At 65.5% G+C, this 17036-nt stretch carries 17 protein-coding genes and 1 tRNA gene; 9 read left to right on the forward strand and 9 right to left on the reverse strand.

Annotated elements, in window-relative coordinates:
• Positions 1 to 6: 6 nt before the first annotated feature.
• Positions 7 to 1275: a beta-ketoacyl-[acyl-carrier-protein] synthase family protein gene (locus ACFQNJ_RS01660; protein ID WP_374638965.1), complete on the reverse strand. Its 1269-nt coding sequence runs from the start codon at positions 1273 to 1275 to the stop codon at positions 7 to 9.
• Positions 1272 to 1517: an acyl carrier protein gene (locus ACFQNJ_RS01665; RefSeq protein ID WP_374638964.1), complete on the reverse strand. Its 246-nt coding sequence runs from the start codon at positions 1515 to 1517 to the stop codon at positions 1272 to 1274. Before ACFQNJ_RS01665 ends, ACFQNJ_RS01660 begins: the two co-directional genes overlap by 4 nt.
• Positions 1518 to 1658: 141 nt before the next feature.
• Between ACFQNJ_RS01665 and ACFQNJ_RS01670 the strand changes: the two genes are divergently transcribed.
• Positions 1659 to 2339, forward strand: a complete 681-nt coding sequence (locus ACFQNJ_RS01670) for a phosphatase PAP2 family protein (protein ID WP_382253327.1) — start codon at positions 1659 to 1661, stop codon at positions 2337 to 2339.
• On the opposite strand, the gene ACFQNJ_RS01675 is transcribed toward ACFQNJ_RS01670, so the two are convergent.
• The 3 genes from ACFQNJ_RS01675 to ACFQNJ_RS01685 all read right to left on the reverse strand — a co-directional run bounded on the left by ACFQNJ_RS01675 (position 2329) and on the right by ACFQNJ_RS01685 (position 4383).
• Entirely contained in the window at positions 2329 to 3024 is a 696-nt protein-coding gene (locus ACFQNJ_RS01675; protein ID WP_382253329.1) for a DUF599 domain-containing protein, read from the reverse strand. The genes ACFQNJ_RS01670 and ACFQNJ_RS01675 overlap by 11 nt on opposite strands.
• Before the next feature lie 37 nt (positions 3025 to 3061).
• Complete coding sequence (locus tag ACFQNJ_RS01680) at positions 3062 to 3616, reverse strand: flavodoxin family protein (RefSeq protein WP_374638961.1); 555 nt, start codon at positions 3614 to 3616, stop codon at positions 3062 to 3064.
• Between the two features lie 65 nt (positions 3617 to 3681).
• Positions 3682 to 4383 carry a pirin family protein gene (locus tag ACFQNJ_RS01685; RefSeq protein ID WP_382253331.1) on the reverse strand — a complete coding sequence of 234 codons (702 nt, stop codon included), beginning with the start codon at positions 4381 to 4383 and terminating at the stop codon, positions 3682 to 3684.
• Positions 4384 to 4513: 130 nt separating this feature from the next.
• On the opposite strand from ACFQNJ_RS01685, the gene ACFQNJ_RS01690 reads away from it, so the two are divergent.
• From ACFQNJ_RS01690 to ACFQNJ_RS01710, 5 genes are all read left to right on the forward strand, one after another.
• A complete protein-coding gene (locus ACFQNJ_RS01690; protein ID WP_382253333.1) occupies positions 4514 to 5467 on the forward strand; it encodes a LysR family transcriptional regulator in 954 nt (317 codons plus the stop codon).
• A 133-nt stretch (positions 5468 to 5600) separates the two neighbouring features.
• Positions 5601 to 6683 carry an NAD(P)/FAD-dependent oxidoreductase gene (locus ACFQNJ_RS01695; RefSeq protein WP_382253335.1) on the forward strand — a complete coding sequence of 361 codons (1083 nt, stop codon included), beginning with the start codon at positions 5601 to 5603 and terminating at the stop codon, positions 6681 to 6683.
• A complete protein-coding gene (gene gluQRS / locus ACFQNJ_RS01700; RefSeq protein WP_382253337.1) occupies positions 6680 to 7597 on the forward strand; it encodes a tRNA glutamyl-Q(34) synthetase GluQRS in 918 nt (305 codons plus the stop codon). The genes ACFQNJ_RS01695 and gluQRS overlap by 4 nt, the downstream gene beginning before the upstream one ends.
• Entirely contained in the window at positions 7594 to 8322 is a 729-nt protein-coding gene (gene trmB / locus ACFQNJ_RS01705) for a tRNA (guanosine(46)-N7)-methyltransferase TrmB (protein WP_382253339.1), read from the forward strand. Before gluQRS ends, trmB begins: the two co-directional genes overlap by 4 nt.
• 11 nt (positions 8323 to 8333) lie before the next feature.
• Positions 8334 to 9269 (forward strand): pseudouridine synthase, encoded by a 936-nt coding sequence (locus ACFQNJ_RS01710; protein WP_382253340.1) that lies wholly within the window; start codon positions 8334 to 8336, stop codon positions 9267 to 9269.
• A gap of 84 nt (positions 9270 to 9353) precedes the next feature.
• On the opposite strand, the gene alaS is transcribed toward ACFQNJ_RS01710, so the two are convergent.
• Positions 9354 to 12002: an alanine--tRNA ligase gene (gene alaS / locus ACFQNJ_RS01715; protein WP_382253342.1), complete on the reverse strand. Its 2649-nt coding sequence runs from the start codon at positions 12000 to 12002 to the stop codon at positions 9354 to 9356.
• Positions 12003 to 12255: 253 nt separating this feature from the next.
• Between alaS and ACFQNJ_RS01720 the strand changes: the two genes are divergently transcribed.
• Entirely contained in the window at positions 12256 to 13734 is a 1479-nt protein-coding gene (locus ACFQNJ_RS01720; protein ID WP_382253344.1) for an NAD-dependent succinate-semialdehyde dehydrogenase, read from the forward strand.
• A 13-nt stretch (positions 13735 to 13747) separates the two neighbouring features.
• Positions 13748 to 13821 (forward strand) — tRNA-Gly (locus ACFQNJ_RS01725).
• Between the two features lie 73 nt (positions 13822 to 13894).
• Here ACFQNJ_RS01725 and ACFQNJ_RS01730 read toward each other — a convergent pair.
• Entirely contained in the window at positions 13895 to 14533 is a 639-nt protein-coding gene (locus ACFQNJ_RS01730; RefSeq protein WP_382253345.1) for a CoA transferase subunit B, read from the reverse strand.
• Between the two features lie 15 nt (positions 14534 to 14548).
• A complete protein-coding gene (locus ACFQNJ_RS01735; RefSeq protein ID WP_374638951.1) occupies positions 14549 to 15253 on the reverse strand; it encodes a CoA transferase subunit A in 705 nt (234 codons plus the stop codon).
• Between the two features lie 94 nt (positions 15254 to 15347).
• Here ACFQNJ_RS01735 and ACFQNJ_RS01740 point away from each other — a divergent pair, with 94 nt between their 5' ends.
• Complete coding sequence (locus tag ACFQNJ_RS01740) at positions 15348 to 15905, forward strand: LuxR C-terminal-related transcriptional regulator (RefSeq protein ID WP_382253346.1); 558 nt, start codon at positions 15348 to 15350, stop codon at positions 15903 to 15905.
• A 116-nt stretch (positions 15906 to 16021) separates the two neighbouring features.
• On the opposite strand, the gene ACFQNJ_RS01745 is transcribed toward ACFQNJ_RS01740, so the two are convergent.
• On the reverse strand, positions 16022 to 17011 hold the full coding sequence (locus ACFQNJ_RS01745; RefSeq protein WP_382253347.1) for a Bug family tripartite tricarboxylate transporter substrate binding protein: 990 nt from the start codon (positions 17009 to 17011) through the stop codon (positions 16022 to 16024).
• Positions 17012 to 17036 lie beyond the last annotated feature (25 nt).

Below are 17036 nucleotides of genomic sequence, written 5' to 3' on the forward strand. Positions count from 1 at the left end.
TGTCGTTCAAATGGATCTGGTGAGGTTGGTGGCACGGAAGGCAAGCACGGCATTGCTGCCACCGAACGCAAAGGAGTTGGACAGGGCCGCACGCACGGGCACATCACGACGGCCTTCCAGAAGGTGGTCAACCCCTTCACAGGCCGGGTCGATCCGACCCGCCAGGTGTGCCGTGGGTGGCAGGGCCTGACGCACCAGCGACATCACGGTGGTCAAGGCTTCGATGGCACCGGCCGCGCCGAGCAGGTGGCCATGCATGGACTTGGTCGCGCTGACCGGCAGACGCGGTGCATGCTCGCCGAAGACCTCGCGCAGCGCACGGATCTCCACCGGGTCGCCCTCGAGCGTGGCGGTGCCGTGGGCGTTGACGTAGTCGATGTCTTCCGGCGCCAGCGCGCCTTGCATGAGCGCCGAGCGAATGGCCCGGATCTGTCCCCGGGCGTCCGGTCGAACCAGATGGCTGTGGTCACAGCTGGCCCCGTAGCCCACCATTTCGGCGTGGATGCGCGCGCCGCGCGCCTGGGCATGATCCCAGTCCTCCAGCACCAGGGCCGCTGCGCCCTCACCGAGCACCAGGCCTCGACGATCCGAGGCGAACGGCCGGCAGGCCTGCGCGGCCGCATCGCCTTCTCCGGGAGCAATCAGCCTCATGGCCTCCCAGGCACGCGCCACGCCATAGGTCTGAGAGGCATCCGATCCACCGGTGACGATCACATCGGCATCGCCCGCCTGAATGCGCCGGAAAGCCTCGCCAATCGCGATCGCCGAGGACGCACAGGCCGCGGTGTGGCTGGAGCTCACCCCGCCCAGGCCCAGTTGCATGGACACATGTGCGTTGACGGCATTGTTCATGCCCATGACCACTGCCAGGGGCGACAGGCGCTCGCGCCCGTTGAGCCACATGTCCTTGTAGCCACGTTCAAACGCCAGAATCCCGCCCAGGGCGGTCCCCCACACACAACCCCAGTTCTCGCGGGTGTCGGGGTTGTCGACCTGACGCTCGAGGCCGGCATCCGCCCAGGCATCGAAGGCGGCGGCCAGACCCAGGTGTGAGAAACGCTCCATCATCGAGGCCAGTGGTTTGCCCAGCACCGCATCGGCATCGAAGCCGGTGCAGCGGACAAAGGGCATGGACAGCGGACGGGGCACGTCCTGCGTCTGAAGATGCGCGACAGCCGACTCGCCGTTGACCAGCCTGTCGAAAAAATCATTCAGGTCGCCACCGTAGGGGCTCACCACCCCCAGACCAGTGACCGCAACGCGGCGGTGCATCATGCCCTCGCCTGCTTGGCCGCCAGCAGGCGTTCAATGACTGCCTTCATGTCCCCGACTGTCCGGGGGACGCCCTCGTCGGAGCCAATGGAAATGCCCAGACGGTCCTCCGCCTCGAACATCAATTCGGCCAGCATCAGTGAGTCCACCCCGAGGTCTGCCAGCTCAGCCTCCTCGACCACCCGCTCGGGCTCCACACCCAGGCGATCCCGAAGGAAGTTCTGTATCAGTTCGTTGGAATTCATGGTGGGCCTATCGACGCAGACAAGGGCCAGACGGCTCCCTGATGCCGTCCCTGGAAAACCTTTTATTGTATCTGCCGGCCTGCGAACGCCCGTCACAGGGCATGCCCTCGATATCATCGGTGCCAGCCAACCGTCTCACGCATGCCACCGACATCTGACAAAACCATTTCACCGCTGCCCTGGCAACGGGAGCTGTATTTGCGCCTGGTGTACCTGTGGCCGCTGAAGGCGGTCGGCACCAGCGCCTTCATGGTGCTGTTCTTCTGGGCCTACTTCTCCATCCTGCGCAACCCGAGCCGGGAACCTTGGGTGATGCCCGAGATCTGGATCGATCACTGGGTGCCGTTCACACCATGGGCCTTTCCGGTGTACGCCTCGCTGTGGGTCTATGTGTCACTGGCACCGGCGCTCATCGGCAATCTGCGCGGTCTGCTGAGATTCGGCCTGTGGGTCAGCCTGCTCTGCCTGGTCTGCCTGGTCATTTTCTGGGTGTTTCCGACGCAGGTGCCGGACTTTCCCATCGACTGGTCCCAGCATCCCAGTCTGTCGTTCCTCAAGGGTGTCGACGCCTCGGGCAACGCATGCCCGTCGCTGCACGTGGCCTCGGCGGTTTTTGCCGCTTACTGGATGCACCACCTGCTGACCGCCATGAGGGCGCCCCGGGGATGGATCTGGGCCAGCGACCTCTTCTGCGTGGCGATTGCATGGTCCACCCTGGCCACCCTGCAGCACGTGGCCCTGGATGCGCTGGCGGGCGCCCTGGCGGGATGGGTCTTTGCGCTGCTGTCCCTGCGTGCAGCCGATGTGAAGCTCAGTCCCTGAGCACCTGCAGCACGTCGGAGCGGAACTCACGGCTGTAGAGGATGGCCACGACGATGCCTGTGGACACCACCATGGCCAGCGGTGACACGAACCACGCCAGCAGGGCAAAGGAAAAGTAATAGGCTCGCAGCCCGTCGTTGAAGGTTTCCGCGGCGGACCCGACCATGGCGGCGGCGCGGTCGGCAAACTTCTGCCGGTCGTGCTTGCCCGCTTCGAAATCTTCGGGGGGTGGCATTGAACCGATCACCAGCGCCACGAAGGTGTACTGGCGCATGCACCACGAGAAGCGGAAGAACGCGTACACGAAGATCGCGATCAGCACGAGGATCTTGAACTCGAACACGATGAGCGTGGTCGCCTGGGCAAACGGGATCTCGCTCATCAGTTCGGTGGCCTTTTCGGTGGTGCCCAGCAAGGCAAACAGACCGCCGATGACCAGGATGGACGTTGACGAGAAGAAGGCCGGCGTATTCGACAGGGTCTGCGTGATCAGCCCATCGAGCATGCGTGGATCACGCTGCGTCGCCTGCATCATCCAGTAGGCGCGGTAGCGGTTGGTGGTCACCAGCAACGAGGACCGCCGGCGGCCCCAGACCTTGGCGAACCAGGCATAGCCGACCCACAACGAAAAAAAGCAGACCAGCGCCAGCCAGTCTGCCCAGGGAATGATGCTGATGATCTTCATGGCCGGATGTTAATCGGCCATGAACCCATCGAAAGGCTCAGCCCTTGAACTTGGCCACGACGGCCGCGACCCGCTCGCCGAACTTGCGGGCGGTGTCGACGTCGCCCTGAGGAATCTTGTCGGCACCGGCGTCCGAAGGCGCCTGCACCAGCAGACCCACCGACCCGCCCAGGTTGTTCACGTCATTGCGGGTGGCCGCCAGCTGGTTGGCCGGCAGCATGCCCAGACTGATCCACAGACCACCGTGCTGGGCCGCCAGCGTGTTGAGGTAGGCCAGGGTCTGGCCCTTGTCGCCATTGAGGCTGGCGCTGACCGAGAAACCGGCGAAGAACTTGTCCTGCCAGGCGCGGGTGAACCAGGCCTTGGACGAAGCATCGGCGAATTTCTTGAACTGCCAGCTCGGGCCGCCCATGTAGGTGGGGGTGCCAAAGACGATCGCGTCGGCCTCACCCAGCGTGGCCCAGTCGGCCTCGCTGAGGTTGCCATCGGCGTCGATCGCCAGCAGGTCGGCGTCAGCGCCCTCGGCCACCGTCTGGGCGATGCGCTGCGTGTGACCGTAGCCGGAGTGGTAGACGACTGCAATTTTTGCCATGTTGGTTTCCTGATGATGGGCAGTGGCTGCCCGGGTTTGACGAAAAAAGGAACTTCGATCAGGGTTCAAGGAGCCAGGTCGAACACCAGCACCTCGGCGTCCTGCCCCTGTTCCAGACGGATGAGCGTTTCCTGCGCCATGACGGCCGCGTCCCCATCCGTCAGGGTATGACCGTTGACCTGCAACTGCCCGCGCACCACATGCACATAGGCCTTGCGACCGGGATCCAGCGCCAGTTCGGCGGACTCTCCAGCGTCGAACAGCCCGGCGTACATCGTGGCGTCGGCATGGATCCGGACCGAGCCCTGGTCCCCATCGCATGAGGCCACCTTGCGCAGACGACCGCGCTTGTCGGCCTGGGCAAAGCTCTTTTGCTCATAGCTGGGCGCAATCCCGCGCTCGTCCGGTTCGATCCAGATCTGCAGAAAATGGGTCACGCTCTCGGGCGCGTGGTTGAACTCGCTGTGGCGCACCCCGGTGCCCGCGCTCATGCGCTGGACATCGCCGGGGGGGATGCCCTTGATGTTGCCCATGCTGTCCTTGTGCGCCAGGTTGCCCTGCAGCACGTAGCTGATGATCTCCATGTCGCGGTGACCGTGGGTCCCGAAGCCGGTGCCCGGAGCGATGCGGTCCTCGTTGATCACCCGCAGATTGCCCCACCCCATCCAGGCCGGGTCGAAGTAGTCGGCGAAGGAAAAGGAGTGGAAGCTCTTGAGCCAGCCATGGTCGGCGTAGCCTCGGGCATTGGATCGACGGATCTGGATCATCTGGGTTTCTCCGGTGAGAGCAGACAGTCACTATCGGACTGGCATGGCCTGATTGTCGAAAACTAATACTGCATGTGGTTTGCACGGATTTGATGGCATCATTCACCCAGACTGAACGAATGGAGCCCCCATGGCCATTTCTGCGACGCGAGCTGCCCTGTCACCCGAGAACCTGGGCCTGATCGAGGCAGTGGCGCGCCTGGGCAGCATGGCCGCCGCTGCGCGCGAGTTGGGCATGGTGCCCAGTGCCCTCACCTACCGGATCCGTCAGATCGAAGATGCCCTGGACGTGCTGCTGTTCGACCGCAGCGCGCGCCGGGCGCAGCTCACGCCAGCCGGAGCAGAGCTGCTGCGGGCAGGTCGCTACCTGCTGGAAGAGCTGGACGCCGTCGCGCGGCGCGTCAAGCGCGTGGCCACCGGGTGGGAACCCGAGCTGACCATCGCCGCCGATGCGGTCATCGCCCGAGGCACCTTGTTTGAGCTGGCCGAGGCTTTCTATGCCGAGGCGGCACCCACGCGGCTGAGGTTGCGCGCAGAGACCCTGTCGGGCACGCTGGAGGTGCTGCAGGCAGGCCAGGCCGATCTGGCCATTGGCGTGGCGGCCAATGTCACGCCCATGGGACCGGACATCCAGACCGCACCGCTGGGAGACATCGAGTTCGTGTTTGCGGTGGCGCCCCACCATCCGCTGGCGGCCGCTGAGCGGGCGATCAGCGACGAAGAACGCCAGCGCTATCGGGCGGTGGCGGTGGCGGACACCACCCAGCGCGGCCGCGGGGTGTCGCACAACATCGGGCCTGGTCAGGACGTGCTGACGGTGCCATCGATGCAGCACAAGCTCGAAGCCCAGTTGCGCGGATTGGGGGCGGGATTCCTGCCGCTGCCGCTGGCACAGCCTTTCATCGCGGCGGGACGGCTGGTGATCAAGGAAGTCCAGTCCCCCAGCCGGCAGATCCGGATGCACTATGCGTGGCGCCAGCCCCGCAACGCCGGCAGCCAGGGACGCGCCCTGCGCTGGAGGCTGGACCGTCTTCAACATCCGACCACCCAGCACGCGTTGCTGCACCACCACCACCAGACCTGACCCTCGTCAACGCAAGCGACGTCGGCGCTGATAAAGTGATTGCCATCTTCCAAGCCAGCAAGGGCCACCCCCAATGACCACACAGAACGCACGCCCCCGCCGCCCCTCCCCCCGCCAAGTTGCCGAGACTGACATGGCCTCTGTCCCTGTGCGCCATGTGGCGGTGGTGGGCGCCGGCATGGCCGGGATTGCCTGCGCACGCACCCTGGTCCAGGCGGGTTGCCACGTCACCCTCATTGAGAAAAGCCGGGGGTTCGGGGGACGCATGGCCACCCGAAGGACCGAGTTCGGTGGATTCGACCACGGGGCCCAGTACTTCACCGCGCGGGACAGCCGCTTTGCGCGTGTGCTGCTGAACGCCCAGGACGTGGTCCGTCCCTGGAGCGTGAGCACGGTTCGCATCCTGGATGAGTTGGGTCATGTGCTGGCCAGCGCGCCGCCGCCCAAGGAACCGCACTACGTGGCCAAACCCGGCATGAACGCACTGGTGGGCCACTGGGCAGAACCCCTGGCCCACCCCGAACGTTTCGGTGACCTCAACGCCCGAACCTTGCTGCAGCACCGGGTGGTCAGGATCGAGCGCGATGCGCTGGACGGCAAGAAGTGGCAACTTCGCACCGATGATCTGTCGGTGGACGGTGAAGCCGGGCAGGAGGTGCTGGGCGGTTTTGACCAGGTGGTGCTGGCCATGCCGCATCCGCAGGCCGCCGATCTGCTCAAGGCCTCTTCGCTGGCACCCGCCTTCCAGAAGCGTCTGGCGGAGGTTTCCGTCGCGCCATGCTGGACCCTGATGGTCGCGTTTCCCAACGCCTCGCAACCGGGCATGAAGAGCTTCGGTCCGCACTGGAACGCCGCCCGGAGCACCCATCACCGCATCAGCTGGCTGGCGCGCGAGGGCAGCAAGCCCGGCCGGGGCAGCATCGAGCGCTGGACCGTTCACGCCAGCCCCGAGTGGTCGACCCGCCATCTGGAGGACAGCGAAGACCGGGTGCAGGCCAAGCTGCTCAAGGCGTTTGCCGAAGTCACCGGCATCCGCGCCACACCCGCCCATGCGGTGGTGCACCGCTGGCGCTATGCACAGACGCAGACACCACTGGGCCAGAGCCACCTGTTCGACGAAGCGTCGGGGCTGGGTCTGTGCGGTGACTGGTGCCTGGGACACCGCGTGGAAGACGCTTTTGTTTCGGGTCTTGAGCTGGCCCTGGCGATGGTGTGAGGTACCGGGGACGCTTTGCGCCCTCGCCCACCGGTCCGCTGCACGCGGGATCGCTGGTGGCCGCGCTGGCGAGCTGGCTGGACGCTCGGGCCCACCAAGGCACCTGGCTGGTGCGCATTGAGGACGTGGACACGCCGCGCTGCATCCCGGGCGCCGACCGGTACATCCAGGAACAGCTCGCCCGCTGCGGGCTGGTCAGTGACGAACCCGTGGTCTGGCAATCTGCCCGCAGTGCGCTGTACCAGGAGGCACTGGACCGCCTGGTGGCCATCGGACGTGCCTACCCGTGTGCCTGCTCCCGCAAGGATATCGAGGCAGCGCTGTGTCGCCAGGGCACGCCGCGTGAACGGCACCATGCGGCCGTGTACCCTGGCACCTGCCGGCCCGAACATGGTGGCCTGAAGGGCCGCCCGGCACGGGCCTGGCGTTTTCACGTCGGCGGCGGCTCGCTCTCCCGGGTGGACTGGATCGATCGCCGGCTGGGGCCCCAGTCACAGGATGTCGGACATGAAGTGGGCGATTTCGTGCTGCGCCGGGCCGATGGTCTCTGGGCCTACCAGCTGGCGGTGGTGGTGGACGATGGCGCCCAGGGCATCACTCATGTGGTTCGCGGCATGGACCTTGCCGACAACACCCCACGCCAGATCCTGCTGCAGCGCGCGCTGGGACTGCCCACCCCGGCTCACCTGCACACACCCCTGGTGCTCGGCCCCAACCAGGAAAAACTGAGCAAGCAGAATGGGGCCGAGGCCCTGGCACTGGACGACCCGCTGACTGCCATGAACCAGGCAGCGACCGCGCTTGGTCTGACCCCGATGCCCGGAGGCACATCCACCGCCGATGCACTGGCGGCCTGGGTCCGGGCCTGGCCTTTTACAATCGGCGCCCCACCCTGTCCCACGGCACCGCCATGACCGATCCCCGTCACGCCCACCGCCCACCGCCCGATGCCGGTACCTACATGCGCCAGGTCAAGAGCTATGTCCTGCGCACCGGACGGGTAGGCCCTGGTCAGCAGCGTGCCTTCGAACAGTTCGGCCCGAAGTTTCTGCTGGCCTATGACGCAAACCAGCGACTGGATCCGGTGGCCGTTTTCGGCCGCAGCGCACCGCTGATCATGGAAATCGGCTTTGGCATGGGTGGTGCGACGGCGCAGATCGCCCAGGTTCGCCCGGACGACAACTTCCTGTGCTGCGAGGTCCATGAACCTGGCGTGGGGGCGCTGCTCAAGCTGTGCGGTGAACAGAACATCGGGAACATCCGGATCTTCCAGCACGACGCGGTCGAAGTGCTGGACCACATGCTGCCCGAGCAGAGCCTGGACGGCGTGCACATCTTCTTTCCTGACCCATGGCACAAGGCACGCCATCACAAGCGCCGCCTGATCCAGGGGCCGTTCGTGAACCGGCTGGCGCGGCACCTCAAGCCCGGTGGTTATCTGCACCTGGCCACCGACTGGCAGCCCTATGCCGAGCAGATGCTGGAGGTGCTGTCGGCCGAACCGCTGCTGGCCAACACCACACCAGAGGGGAGTGACGGCTATGCCCCCAAGCCCGACTACCGGCCACTGACCAAGTTCGAGAACCGTGGCCTGAAACTCGGTCACGGGGTCTGGGACCTGGTGTTCGTGCGCCGCTGAGCCGGGCCGCCATGGCCCGTCCCGCCCGCCAAACGACCATTCCTTCACGCGACGGTGTCTCGGCGAGTTGTGTGGCCCTGCCTTCCACGGGCGCGCACTCGCCATGGCCCCGGATGGCCGATTTCCTGGCCGAACGTCTGCCTGCGGTCACCCGGCAAGAGTGGATCCAGCGCATGGCGCGCGGCGAAGTGCTGGACGAACAAGGTCATCCCGTGCCACCGGACGCGACCTACGCCGGGGGGCAGCGCCTGTACTACTGGCGGCATCTGCCCGACGAACCCAGGGTTCCCTTTGAAGCCCGGATCGTCTACCAGGATCAGCACCTGCTGGTGGCCGACAAACCCCATTTCCTGCCGGTGATACCCACCGGACGCTTCGTGCGCGAGACGCTGCTGGTACGGCTGAAACAGGCTACCGGCATCGAGAGCCTGAGCCCGGTGCATCGCATCGATCGGGAAACCGCCGGGCTGGTGCTCTTCAGTACCCGTGCCCAGGATCGCGGCGCCTATCAGGCGATGTTCCGTGAGCGCCAGGTGGACAAGCTGTACGAGGCCATCGCTCCCTCGACCGGGGCCTGGGCGGGTAGCCGAACCCATCGCAGTCGCATCGTGGAGGACCCTCAGGCCTTCTACCGGATGATCGAAACCGAGGGTGAACCGAACAGCCACACCCGCATCGACCGAACGGAGCAGTTCCATGACTGGGCCCGATATCGCCTGGAGCCTGTGACCGGCAAGCGCCATCAGTTGCGGGTGCACATGAATGCGCTGTCCCTGCCCATCTGCGGTGACCAGTTCTACCCGGTGGTGCGCCGGGGACCGGGCGAACCCGAGGACTACGCAGACCCGCTTCGTCTGCTGGCGCGGGCCATCGCATTCACCGATCCGGTGACCGGCGAACGCAGGGAATTCGAGAGCGGACTCAGCCTGGACTGGCCAGACACATAGCCCCCACGCTCCGCCGCTGTGCGGGTCGCTGCCCCCCAGAGGGGCTGTTTCGCCTTGGGGCGGCCCTGCGGCGAAACCCGGCTGTCAGAGCTTTTCTGCCACCCAGCCCTCAACCGAGGCCAGCGCCTTGGGCAGGCCCGAGGCGTCGGTTCCGCCGGCCATGGCCATGTCGGGCTTGCCGCCACCCTTGCCACCCACCTGCTGGGCAACAAAGTTGACCAGATCGCCGGCCTTGACCTTGCCCACGCTGTCAGCGGTCACGCCCGCGGCCAGTTGAACCTTGCCACCATCCACGGCGGCCAGCACGATGGCAGCGGTCTTGAGCTTGTCCTTGAGCTTGTCCATGGTCTCGCGCAAGGCCTTGGCGTCGGCGCCGGCCAGCGTGGCCGCCAGGACCTTGATGCCCTTGACCTCCACCGCCTGATTCACCAGCTCGTCGCCCTGGGCAGACGCCAGGCGGCTCTTGAGCGCGTTCATTTCCTTTTCCAGCTCGCGCATCTGCTCCAGCAGCGCGCCCACGCGGGCCGGCACTTCGCCCGGTGCCACCTTCAGCGTGCCGGCCACGCCGCCCAGCGTGTCTTCCATGCCCTGCACGTAGCGCAGCGCGTTCAGCCCGGTGGTGGCCTCCACGCGGCGCACGCCCGCCGCCACGCCGCCTTCGGCGGTGATGGTGAAGAAACCGATGTCGCCGGTGGCCTTGACGTGCGTGCCACCACAGAGTTCGCGGCTGGTGCCGATGTCCAGCACGCGGACGGTGTCGCCGTACTTCTCGCCAAACAGCATCATGGCGCCGGTGGCCTTGGCCGATTCGATGTCCATCACCCGCGCCTGGGTCGGCGCGTTGGCCACGATCTCGGCGTTCACGCGGCGCTCGATCTCGCGGATCTGCTCGTCGGTGACCGGGGCGTTGTGGGTGAAATCAAAGCGCGTCTTCTCGGCATCGACCAGGGAACCCTTCTGCTGCACGTGGCTGCCCAGCACCTCGCGCAGGGCCTTGTGCATCAGGTGGGTGACCGAGTGGTTGCGCATGGTCGCGGCGCGCTGGTCGAGGTTGACCGACGCGGTGACGCTGTCGCCCACGGCCAGTGTGCCCTGCGCCACCGCACCATGGTGGCCGAACACGTCGGCCTTGATCTTCTGCGTGTCGCCCACAGCGAACGTGGCCACACCGCTGGTGATCACGCCCTCGTCACCGACCTGGCCACCGCTCTCTGCGTAGAACGGGGTGGTGTCCAGCACCACGACGCCTTGCTGGCCCACCTTGAGTTCGGCCACCGGGGTACCGTCCAGATACAGAGCCACCACCTTGGCGGGGACTTCCAGCCGGTCGTAACCGACAAAGGTATTGCCGGCGCCGTTGTACTCCAGCGCCTTGTCCATCTTGAACTTGCCGGCTGCGCGGCCCTTGGCCTTCTGCGCTTCCATGGCGGCATGGAAGCCAGCCTCGTCCACGGCGACACCGCGTTCGCGGCAGACGTCGCCCGACAGGTCCAGCGGAAAGCCGTAGGTATCGTGCAGCTTGAAGGCCACCTCACCCGGCAGCACCTTGGCGCCGTCGGCCAGGGCTGCGTCGAGGATCTCCATGCCGTTGGCCAGGGTCTCGTAGAAGCGCTCTTCCTCGGCCTTGAGCACCTCGGTGATGCGCTGGGCCTGTGAGGCCATGTTGGGGTAGGCCTCGCCCATCATCTTGACCAGATCAGGCACCAGCTTGTGGAAGAACGGGGTCTTCTGGCCCAGCTTGTAGCCGTGGCGGATGGCGCGGCGGATGATGCGGCGCTGCACGTAGCCGCGGCCTTCGTTCGACGGAATCACGCCGTCGCTGATCAGGAATGAGGTGGCGCGGATGTGGTCGGCAATCACCTTGAGCGAGGGGTTGCTGAGGTCGGTGGTGCCGGTCTCGCGCGCGGCGGCCTTGATCAGCACGTCGAAGATGTCGATTTCGTAGTTGCTGTGCACGTGCTGCAGGATGGCGGCCAGGCGCTCCAGGCCCATGCCGGTGTCCACGCAGGGGGCAGGCAGCGGCGTGACCGAGCCGTCTTCCTTCATGTCGAACTGCATGAACACGTTGTTCCAGATCTCGATGAAGCGGTCGCCATCTTCATCGGGGCTGCCGGGCGGGCCGCCGGGGATCTCGGGTCCGTGGTCATAGAAGATCTCGGAGCACGGTCCGCAGGGGCCGGTGTCGGCCATCATCCAGAAGTTGTCGCTCTTGTAGCGGCCGCCCTTGTTGTCGCCGATGCGGATGATGCGGCCCTCTTGCTTCACGCGCTCCGGCGTCCAGCCTGCCTTGACGAAGATGTCTTCCCAGATGGCGTAGGCCTCATCGTCCTCCTGATAGACCGTGGCGTACAGCTTTTCGGCAGGCAGCTTGTAAACCTGGGTCAGCAGTTCCCAGGCCCAGTTCAGGCTTTCCTTCTTGAAGTAGTCACCAAAGGACCAGTTGCCCAGCATCTCGAAGAAGGTGTGGTGGCGGGCGGTGTAACCCACGTTTTCCAGGTCGTTGTGCTTGCCACCGGCACGCAGGCAGGCCTGGACAGACGCAGCGCGCACGTAGTTGCGCTTGTCCGTGCCCAGGAACACATCCTTGAACTGCACCATGCCCGAGTTGGTGAACATCAGCGTCGGGTCGTTGCCCGGCACCAGCGGGCTGGACGCCACCACGGTGTGGCCCTTGGAGGCAAAGAAGTCCAGGAAGGATTTGCGGATGTCGGCGACGGAAATCGGACGGGTCATGGTCTGGATCGTGAAAGTCGAAGGACACCGGTCTGGCGTCTGTAACCTTCCATTTTCCATCATGCCGCGACCCGCTGCCCAGCTTTGTTGGTTTTCGGCAGCCCCATTGGCTCCGCGCCGGGCGTCGCCGCCGGTACTGCGGCGGCACGATCCAGGGGATAAGCTACGGCTTGCACAGCTTGGCGGCCCGTCATCGGGCACAATTGATTAACAAGTTAAATAATTTCTCGAATCATTTTCCTCTGGAGACACCATGGACATGAAGACCTCTCCCCTGGCCCTGCTGAAGGACCCCAGCCTGCTCAAGACCGACGGCCTGATCAATGGCGAATGGGTCAAGGGCAGCGGCCGCTTTGACGTGCATGACCCCGCCACGGGTCTGAAGCTGGCCGACGTGGCCAATCTGGGGCCCGCCGACGCCGAGAAGGCCATTGCCGCGGCGAATGCGGCCTGGGCGGGCTGGCGCAACAGAACCGCCAAGGAGCGCAGCATCGTCCTGCGCAAGTGGTTCGACCTGCTGATGGCCAACCAGGACGACCTGGGCCGCATCATGACCGCCGAGCAGGGCAAGCCCCTGCCCGAGGCCAAGGGCGAAGTGGCCTACGGCGCCAGCTTCGTCGAATGGTTCGCCGAAGAGGCCAAGCGCGTCAACGGCGAGACCCTGCCCCAGTTCGACAACAACCGCCGCCTGATGGTGCTCAAACAGCCCATCGGCGTCTGCGCGGCCATCACCCCCTGGAACTTCCCCTTGGCCATGATCACGCGCAAGGTCGCGCCTGCGCTGGCCGCCGGTTGCCCGGTGGTCATCAAGCCGGCCGAACTGACCCCGCTGACCGCCCTGGCGGCGGCCGAACTGGCCATCCGGGCCGGCATCCCGGCCGGTGTACTCAACATCCTGAGCGCCGACAGCGACAACTCGATCGCCATTGGCAAGGTGCTGTGCGCCAGCGACGTGGTGCGCCACATCAGCTTCACCGGCTCGACCGAGGTCGGCCGCATCCTGATGGCGCAGAGCGCGCCCACGGTCAAGAAGATGTCGCTGGAACTGGGCGGCAACGCCCCCTTCATCGTCTTTGACGACGCCGACATCGACTCTGCCGTGGAAGGCGCCTTCGCCAGCAAATACCGCAACGCGGGCCAGACCTGCGTCTGCTCCAACCGCATCTACGTGCAGGAAGGCGTGTACGACGCCTTCGTCGAGAAGTTCGCCGCCAAGGTCAAGACCGCCAAGGTCGGCAACGGCTTCGAGGACGGGGTGAACCAGGGCCCGCTGATCGAGGAAGCCGCTCTGGAGAAGGTTCAGCGTCACGTCGAGGACGCCATGGCCAAGGGTGGCCGGGTGCTGGTGGGCGGCAAGCGACTGGGTGGCCAGTTCTTCGAGCCCACCGTGGTGGCCGATGCCACGCCCGACATGCTGTGCGCCCGCGAGGAAACCTTCGGACCCTTCGCGCCGGTCTTCAAGTTCAAGACCGAGCAGGAGGCCATCGATGCCGCCAACAACACCGAGTTCGGTCTGGCCAGCTATTTCTACAGCCGCGACATCGGCCGGATCTACCGCGTAACCGAGGCGCTGGAGTACGGCATGGTGGGCGTCAACGTGGGCATCCTGGCCACCGAACACGTGCCCTTCGGCGGCGTCAAGCAGTCCGGCCTGGGCCGCGAGGGCTCACACCACGGCATGGACGACTATGTCGAGATCAAGTACGTCTGCATGGGCGACATCCTCAAGTAAACTATGCACCTGTGCGGGTGTAGTTCAATGGTAGAACGGCAGCTTCCCAAGCTTCATACGAGGGTTCGATTCCCTTCACCCGCTCCAGAATTCGCAGCGTAATCGCACCAAAGCAAAAGGCCCCTCACGGGGCCTTTTGCTTTTCGATGCACGGATCCGGTCAGATCAGCGGTACGCCGGTCTTGCTCTGGATGAACTCGCGCGTCACGCCGTCGGCCAGTTCCACCAGCTTCAGGCCTTCGGGCGTCACGTCCATCACGCCCAGGTCGGTGATGATGCGGTCGACCACACCCTTGCCCGTCAGCGGTAGGGTGCACTCGGGCAGGATCTTCAGGTCTTCGGTGCCGTCTTTCTTCTTTGCGACGTGTTCCATCAGGACGATCACGCGCTTGACGCCGGCCACCAGATCCATGGCGCCGCCCATGCCCTTGACCATCTTGCCGGGGATCATCCAGTTGGCCAGATCGCCCTGAGCGGTCACCTGCATGGCGCCCAGGATGGACAGGTTGATCTTGCCACCACGGATCATGGCGAAGCTGTCGTGGCTGCCGAAGATCGACGAGCCCTTGATGGTGGTCACCGTCTGCTTGCCGGCGTTGATCAGGTCGGCGTCCACCTCGTCCTCATACGGAAAAGGGCCGATGCCCAGCATGCCGTTCTCGCTTTGCAGCCACACCTCGACGTGGTCGGGCACGTGGTTGGCCACCAGCGTCGGAATGCCGATGCCGAGGTTCACATAGAAGCCGTCCTGCAGTTCTTTGGCCGCGCGCGCGGCCATCTGGTCTTGGGTCCAGGGCATGTCCGTACTCCTCAATCAAACTTTGCGGTCGCGGGTGGTGCGCTTCTCGATGCGCTTCTCGGGCGTCGGGTTGTGCACGATGCGGTGCACATAGATGCCGGGCAGGTGCACGTCGTCCGGCGCAATCTCGCCGGTGGCCACGATGCGCTCGACCTCGACGATGCAGATCTTGCCGGCCATGGCGGCGGCCGGGTTGAAGTTGCGCGCCGTCAGGTTGAAGCGCAGGTTGCCCGAACGGTCGGCCACATCGGCCTTGACCAGCGCCACCTCGGGGAACAGGGCCTGCTCCATGACGTAGGTTTCGCCGTTGAACTCGCGCAGTTCCTTGCCCTCGGCCACGATCGTGCCGACGCCGGTCTTGGTGAAGAAAGCCGGAATGCCGGCGCCGCCGGCGCGCAGCTTCTCAGCCAGCGTGCCCTGGGGCGTGAACTCCAGCTCCAGCTCGCCGGCCAGGTACTGGCGCTCGAATTCCTTGTTCTCTCCCACGTAGGACGAGATCATCTTTTTGATCTGACGCGTGGTCAGCAGCTTGCCCAGGCCGAAGTCATCGACGCCGGCGTTGTTGGAGATGACCGTCAGGTCCTTCACGCCCGTATCGCGCAGGGCATCGATCAGGGCCTCGGGGATGCCGCACAGGCCGAAACCGCCCACGGCAATCAGCTGACCGTCGGCCACCACGCCCTTGAGGGCTTCGGCCGCGCTGGGATAGATCTTGTTCACGTCGAATGACTCCTGGGGTTGAACAATCGGAAGCCGCTACGATACTACGTATCCACATACGTAGTTTGACCTAGAGACTAACCCGGACCCGGCCATGGAGCACATCGACTACCGACTGGCTTTCGACCTGGCGCCGGTGGGCCTGGCGCTCTCACGCCAGCGCACCATGGTGGACTGCAACCAGGCACTGTGCGAGATCTTCGGCGCCTCACGCGAACAGCTGGTGGGACAGAGCTTTCGCATCCTCTACCCCAGTGCCGATGAATACGAACGCACCGGCGAGCGCATCGTGCCCATCCTGGGCCGAGGCGGCACCTACGCCGACGAACGCATCATGCAACGGGTGGACGGCCGTTTCAAGGGCGAGACCTTCTGGTGCCACGTGACCGGGCGGGCTCTGGACCCGGCCGACCCGCACGCGGCCGGGATCTGGAGCTTCGAGGACCTGAGCGCGCGCCGGCCGGTGGGCGCCGCACTGACCCCGCGCGAGCGTGAGGTGGCCGCCTGCCTGATGGACGGCCTGACCAGCAAGCAGATCGGCAAGCATCTGGGCATCAGCCACCGCACGGTGGAAATTCACCGGGCGCGGCTGATGCGCAAGTACCAGGCCCACAGGACCCCCGATCTGGTGCACCGGTTGCTGGCCGGTTAGACGGCCATCCACGTGTATGCAGCGGCGACAAGGCCTGCCGCCGGGCCGCCCCAAGGCAGGCCAGCCCCCTCGGTGGGGAGCGACCCACGCAGCGGCGGAGCGTGGGGGTCAACAGTTCACTGGGGCTGGAAGCCGCTGTCCTTGATAATCTTCGACCAGACTTGGGCGTAGGCCTTTTCGCGTGCGGCCAGTTGCTCACCGGTCATGAAGCCCACCGTCAGGCCCATGGCCGTCAGCCGGTCCTTGACCTCAGGGACCGCAATGGCCTTCTGGATGGCACCAGCCAGCTTTTCCAGGGTCGCCTTGGGCGTGGCGGCGGGCGCGAACACCCCGTAGTAAGGCACCTCCTCAAAACCGGCCAGGCCCAGTTCGGCAAACGTAGGCACTTCGGGCATCGCGGCCTGACGCTGCTTGCCCATCACCGCCACCACGCGCAGCTTGCCCGCCTTGTGGTTTTCGATGAAATCGGGAATCGACGCCACGCCAGCGGGGATCTGGTTGCCCAGCATGTCGGCCATCATCGGCGCGCTGCCGCGGTACGGCACCGACACCAGATCCAGCTGGTTCTTTTTGGCGATCTCCTGCACCAGGAACTGGGGCACCGATGCCGGCGCGGGAATGCCGACGTTGGCCTTGCCACCGCCCTGACGGACCAGATCGACATAGCCCTTGAAGCTGGTGGCCGGCGTGCCAGCCGACAGCGCAATCGCATTGACGAAGGTGGCGAAGCCGGCCACCGGCACGAAGTCCTTGCCCGAGTCGTAGCCTGCGTTCTTCATGACCATGGGCAGGATGGTGATGCTGTGGTCATGGCTGAGGAACAGGGTGTGCCCGTCGGGCTGCGCCGCCTTGAGTGCCTGAGCGGCCAGCTGGCCACCGGCACCGGGCTTGTTGTCCACCACCACCGGCGCCGCCAGCTCGGCCTGCAGGCGCTCGGCCAGGATGCGGGCGATGGCATCGGTGCCGCCACCGGCCGGGAAACCCACCATGATCTTGGTGGTGACCGCTGTCTGCGCCTGCGCCAGCGACAGGACCGACCCCAGGCCGATGGCGGCTGCCACGGCGGTGGTGCGCAGGGCAAATTGACGACGTGTGTTCATGATCATGAGCTCCTTGAAGGGAAAAAAAGAA

Source organism: Hydrogenophaga bisanensis (assembly GCF_042665135.1).
GTDB classification, from domain to species: Bacteria; Pseudomonadota; Gammaproteobacteria; order Burkholderiales; family Burkholderiaceae_C; genus Hydrogenophaga; species Hydrogenophaga bisanensis.

Excerpts from the sequence above, each read along its gene's own strand:
- ACFQNJ_RS01660 (WP_374638965.1), bottom strand. The coding sequence starts at position 1,275 with ATGATGCACCGCCGCGTTGCGGTCACTGGTCTGGGGGTGGTGAGCCCC.
- ACFQNJ_RS01665 (WP_374638964.1), bottom strand. The coding sequence starts at position 1,517 with ATGAATTCCAACGAACTGATACAGAACTTCCTTCGGGATCGCCTGGGT.
- ACFQNJ_RS01670 (WP_382253327.1), top strand. The coding sequence starts at position 1,659 with ATGCCACCGACATCTGACAAAACCATTTCACCGCTGCCCTGGCAACGG.
- ACFQNJ_RS01675 (WP_382253329.1), bottom strand. The coding sequence starts at position 3,024 with ATGAAGATCATCAGCATCATTCCCTGGGCAGACTGGCTGGCGCTGGTC.
- ACFQNJ_RS01680 (WP_374638961.1), bottom strand. The coding sequence starts at position 3,616 with ATGGCAAAAATTGCAGTCGTCTACCACTCCGGCTACGGTCACACGCAG.
- ACFQNJ_RS01685 (WP_382253331.1), bottom strand. The coding sequence starts at position 4,383 with ATGATCCAGATCCGTCGATCCAATGCCCGAGGCTACGCCGACCATGGC.
- ACFQNJ_RS01690 (WP_382253333.1), top strand. The coding sequence starts at position 4,514 with ATGGCCATTTCTGCGACGCGAGCTGCCCTGTCACCCGAGAACCTGGGC.
- ACFQNJ_RS01695 (WP_382253335.1), top strand. The coding sequence starts at position 5,601 with ATGGCCTCTGTCCCTGTGCGCCATGTGGCGGTGGTGGGCGCCGGCATG.
- trmB (WP_382253339.1), top strand. The coding sequence starts at position 7,594 with ATGACCGATCCCCGTCACGCCCACCGCCCACCGCCCGATGCCGGTACC.
- ACFQNJ_RS01710 (WP_382253340.1), top strand. The coding sequence starts at position 8,334 with ATGGCCCGTCCCGCCCGCCAAACGACCATTCCTTCACGCGACGGTGTC.
- alaS (WP_382253342.1), bottom strand. The coding sequence starts at position 12,002 with ATGACCCGTCCGATTTCCGTCGCCGACATCCGCAAATCCTTCCTGGAC.
- ACFQNJ_RS01720 (WP_382253344.1), top strand. The coding sequence starts at position 12,256 with ATGGACATGAAGACCTCTCCCCTGGCCCTGCTGAAGGACCCCAGCCTG.
- ACFQNJ_RS01730 (WP_382253345.1), bottom strand. The coding sequence starts at position 14,533 with ATGCCCTGGACCCAAGACCAGATGGCCGCGCGCGCGGCCAAAGAACTG.
- ACFQNJ_RS01740 (WP_382253346.1), top strand. The coding sequence starts at position 15,348 with ATGGAGCACATCGACTACCGACTGGCTTTCGACCTGGCGCCGGTGGGC.
- ACFQNJ_RS01745 (WP_382253347.1), bottom strand. The coding sequence starts at position 17,011 with ATGATCATGAACACACGTCGTCAATTTGCCCTGCGCACCACCGCCGTG.